This is a genomic window from Delftia sp. ZNC0008 (assembly GCF_000799035.1).
GTDB classification, from domain to species: domain Bacteria; phylum Pseudomonadota; class Gammaproteobacteria; order Burkholderiales; family Burkholderiaceae_C; genus Comamonas; species Comamonas tsuruhatensis.
In genome coordinates this window covers 1-2,850 of record NZ_JTKZ01000702.1, presented here as the reverse complement: position 1 = coordinate 2,850, position 2,850 = coordinate 1, and the positions used below count along the sequence as shown (strand labels likewise).

The 2,850-nt window shown below is 45.2% G+C and carries 1 protein-coding gene and 1 pseudogene; both read right to left on the bottom strand.

Annotated features, from left to right (window positions below; all coding sequences use genetic code 11):
• Positions 1-99: pseudogene (locus tag L995_RS33970) on the bottom strand (IS5/IS1182 family transposase); the annotation flags it as partial.
• 245 nt (positions 100-344) lie between these two features.
• Positions 345-1,925 carry an EAL domain-containing protein gene (locus L995_RS32270; protein ID WP_082001611.1) on the bottom strand — a complete coding sequence of 527 codons (1,581 nt, stop codon included), beginning with the start codon at positions 1,923-1,925 and terminating at the stop codon, positions 345-347.
• Positions 1,926-2,850 lie beyond the last annotated feature (925 nt).

Here is a 2,850-nt window from a genome sequence, read left to right as displayed (position 1 = left end):
ACCGCCTTTGGCAGAAGGCACGAAGGCTGGGATCAGGGGTTGTAGCTGTCGCCACAGTTCTTTGCTTACGGGTCGTCGTGCCATGAGGGCAGCGAGCATAACGTTCTGCGGGGGCTTCTGACCAACTTATGTTAACCGCTCTTAGTCCATCCCAGAGCATCGTGCAGTTCTACTCGTTATTCTCGCTTGCAGATTTTGCACAATAAAGCATATACAGCTTGGCGTCAGTAAATAAATTAACACCTAATCAAAAATTAAAAATAGCTTGAGAATAATTCAAACCCAATGCCATGAAGAATATATTAAAACATCTGATATTATTATTTCAAATAGATTGCGCTAAGCTAATTTAATTTTTCTAATGAAAGCATTCGAGCAATTGCCTCGGAATTTTCAGGGCGGCCGAAATACCAACCCTGACAGGAGATTTCATCTGAATATTGAGCCAACATAGAGACTTGTTGTTCTGTCTCAACCCCTTCAAATACAAGCTTTACTCCAAGTCGACGTGCTATAGCTATTATTTCCGGAATTATTGAGCCTTTCTCGCCATCTATATCCATAGGCAGAAAAGATCGATCAACTTTTAGATAGTCAATTGGAAAATTTTGCAATTGTGAAAGACTGGAGTATCCAGTTCCAAAATCATCCATATAAATCACATGACCCATACCATGAATAAGCTCTAATATTGGAAGAATTTCTCGTAATTCAGCTTTAGTCCGCTCAGTTAACTCAAAACCAATATGCTTGCGAGGAATTGATTTCGGCCAATATTTTTTCAACGCATTTAACAGACTTCCATCAATGAGCTCCGGCGAGCTCACATTAATTGAAACTCGGAAATTAGGGTGTTTTTCAAAAACATCTTTCATTTCCTCCAGAACCGTGCATAAAACAAATTCCGTTATATACGGGATAATTCCATATTTTTCCGAAATAGATATAAAAACATCTGTGTTCACTGGCCCCTGCGGCCACCGAATTAATGCCTCAGCAGCAACAATATTCTGAGGCTGCTTAATGCATACGATTGGTTGATATTTTATTGAAAATTCCTTATTAACAAGTGCGTAACGAATGCGCGATCTTAAAGAGAATATGCGACGATAAATAATTTGCGAGATAAAACCTAGCAAGACACCAAAAACCAGGCCACATCCCAAAGTCAGCCACAGACTTCGCTGCCAGAAAATTTCTCGTGCACGTTGGTTAGCAAGCACTGTTGCGCATAGTGAATATCGCTTAGAGCAAAATTTTTGCCCTACAGGTTCACCCATCATCTGATTATCATTTATTAATCTTGGCAAACCGTTCGAATCCAATCCAATGACCGGTGACTTTTGCTCACGCGACAGACCAATATCGTAAAGCAATCCATTTCTCTTTGTTACGTGAAAAGCATTGAGATCCAAGACAAGATCTGACCTATCTGATACGATCACCACACCCTTCGATGAATTATCCGATATCAATGGAACTGCCCAGAACGCTGATAAATTTTCATTTAGAGGGACAGGTGGATTAGTACGTTTAACTGGTTTAGCAAGTACGCCTAGAACTGTTGAGCAAACCGTTTCCCCATCTACTAATCGACCGATGTCTTTGACGTAACTTGAACGAACCGAGACGGAACGCAGCGTATTAAAATCATCATTTGAGCAATCTTGATGTGGGGATGCATCAACGTTTTGCAGTGTTTGCGATGCAGCATCAAACACATCGTCAATTTGGTCTACAACGAGTTCGCCCAGCGTGCCGGCTGAACGGTACATTAGAATTTTTGATATTTCCGGCCGGATCAAGAGGGCAATGCCCATCATAAAAATCGATACGATTATCAGTAGTTCATATCCTCTTACGAGACCAACCGCCCATCGTTGCCAACGTCTCATAACTATGCTCGCTGAAAAATTGCTGGCCATCTAGGAATCAGCAGGATGGAGTCCAGTACGGGCTAGGAATTTTTTGACCCCAGTCACATCCGTCCGCCAGCCGGTGCCGGAATGACACGGCAATCAATGCTATACGAACTCCGGAGTGCACGCAAACCTATTTTCACTGCGATTTAAATATACCTTAAGAATCTACGGAGTTTTTGAAAAACGGCGTGATGAACTAGTTTTTATATTCCCAAGTTGCCACATAGATATCAGGGAGTTACCCTGATGGCTCGTCTGTCACGTGTGACGATTGAACGATCTCGAGGCTCCAGAGGGAGACGAGCGCATCACGGTGTGTCGCGCGCCTCCCAGGGTTTGCTTTTTTAGGACTGGCCAACACAACAGATACGCGAATTGAACACAGATGTTTGCTATCGTCGCGCGGTCATGCTGCTTGCAGAGTTTTAGCAACTCTGACGTTCAGGGACTACTGCGCTCATGCCTATAACTGTTTGTGAGCATGAACATTGTGCTTTGCTGAAATGAAAGGCTACATCATGGATGATCGCTTCATGCCTCAGGCAAGCCTGCCTTGATTTCGAGGTTCAGATACTCGGATGCCCCGGGGATCATTGCCGGCTTGATTCATCAACAAGGGCTGCTTCATTTTCTTGGGTCAGGCCCCGGGATATTCCACACAGACGCCGCACATGCGAAATTGCAGCGCCCTTTCCAGCAATTGCGCAATCAATGCCCGCAAGGCGTTTCGGCAGTCCATTTCAGGGAAAGTAAAAAGGCAATGAGCATATACAGGCAACGATTCACTCCCACGGCGGCACGCAGGCCCCTGCGCCTGTTCGCCCTGGCATTGCTGTCGCAAGGCTGCATCGCCACGGCCCATGCATGGACCGTCGTGGTGGACAGCGCCGCCGACGCAAGCGGCCCGTGCGCCAGCACCGGCCTGGGA